Annotated in this window: 2 protein-coding genes; both read left to right on the top strand. The window is 35.2% G+C overall.

Going from position 1 to position 1,499, the window contains the following annotated elements; translation table 11 throughout:
• Positions 1-16 precede the first annotated feature (16 nt).
• Entirely contained in the window at positions 17-874 is an 858-nt protein-coding gene (locus tag GVV20_RS10550; protein WP_159740281.1) for an HNH endonuclease, read from the top strand.
• Entirely contained in the window at positions 871-1,266 is a 396-nt protein-coding gene (locus tag GVV20_RS10545; protein WP_159740280.1) for a (deoxy)nucleoside triphosphate pyrophosphohydrolase, read from the top strand. Before GVV20_RS10550 ends, GVV20_RS10545 begins: the two co-directional genes overlap by 4 nt.
• Positions 1,267-1,499 lie beyond the last annotated feature (233 nt).

Genomic DNA, 1,499 nt, shown 5'->3' with positions numbered 1-1,499 from the left:
GATAGGGGGATATCATATGGAAACTCTTATTGTTGGAAATACATACAACAATGCCCAATTAATGGAAATCTTTAAGATTTCCGGACAAGGGGGAATGAGAAAGAGTAATACAACAAACTCACTTGTACTAATCTCTAACCGTGTTCAGAAAAGAGATCTTAATCCTTATGAGGATAAGTGGATTGGGGATGAACTTCACTACACTGGGATGGGGATGTCTGGTGATCAGAGTATTCAGTTTATGCAGAATAAAACTTTAAATGATTCAAACAATACTGATATTAAATTATATTTGTTTGAGGTCTTCGTTCCTAAAGAGTACATATATTTAGGACGGGTAAAACTGTCAAAACCACCATACACAATTAAAGAACGTGACAATGACGGAAATTTACGAACCGTAATTAAATTTCCATTGAAAGTTCAGAATGATTTACCAGAAATTCATGCTACCAAAATTATAGAAAATGATAATAAAATTATAAGTAAGTTAAAGAAATTAGAGACTGAAAAATTATGGTTAGAGGCAATCAAGGCTGATGAGTTAAATCGTCAAGAATTTGGTCAGGAAAATATACTACCGAAGGTAACTCGAGTTTCGACGAATCGTTTTAACCGAGATCCCGCAATTTCAGAGTATGTTAAGCGGATTTCAAAGGGTGTATGTGGGCTGTGTGATAATTTTGCACCGTTTAATGATAAGAATGGTCATCCATACCTCCATTCACATCATATTGAGTATCTCTCGAACGGGGGTTTAGATGTAATTGAAAACTGTATTGCAGTTTGTCCTAACTGCCATGAGAAGATCCATGTCTTAGAGGACTCTGTAGATAGGGCTAAACTTTTAGAAAAAGTGCGGTTACGCAAATGAAATCTGTTGAGGTTGTTGCGGCAGCGATCGTAAAAGATGATCATATTTTAATTGCAAAACGAGGATCAGGTGAATTTGAAGGCCTTTGGGAATTCCCAGGTGGAAAAATTGAAATGGGTGAGAGTCAGGAAATTGCGTTGAAAAGAGAAATTGACGAAGAACTGAATCTGATGATTTCAGATCTTAACTACATAGACACAACTTTTTATGACTACCCAAGTTTTTCACTAGTCATGCATCTCTACAGCTGTACAGCTGACACCGAAAATATAATTAAGCATGTCCACTCCGAACTCTTGTGGATTCATTATCAACAATTGGACTCTGTAGAATGGGTTCCAGCTGATATTGGTCTGTTAAAGTCTGTGGTAGACTATTTAAGTAAAGACTGAAATGCATAACACTTAAAAAATTGACCTTAGTATTGTATGCAAATCGTAATGCAAAACGATAATAAGTAGGAGTAACAATACTCCATTCTTATTATCGTTTTTTATCGGCTCTTTATAATCTAGTGTTGGTGAGATAGTCCGACATATTTAGAGTCAGTACCATCGTCATAGAAATATGATGATGGTTTTTTTATTTCTAAGTGTATCATTGTGTTTGATATTAGTAAAATTCT

Source organism: Erysipelothrix aquatica, from assembly GCF_009828775.2.
Lineage (GTDB): Bacteria > Bacillota_I > Bacilli_A > Erysipelotrichales > Erysipelotrichaceae > Erysipelothrix > Erysipelothrix aquatica.
The sequence above is the reverse complement of the archived record's forward strand: the minus strand, read 5'-3'. Positions and strand labels throughout refer to the sequence as shown.

What these genes read in the sequence shown, in the direction of transcription:
- GVV20_RS10550 (WP_159740281.1), top strand. Translation starts at nt 17, where the DNA reads ATGGAAACTCTTATTGTTGGAAATACATACAACAATGCCCAATTAATG.
- GVV20_RS10545 (WP_159740280.1), top strand. Translation starts at nt 871, where the DNA reads ATGAAATCTGTTGAGGTTGTTGCGGCAGCGATCGTAAAAGATGATCAT.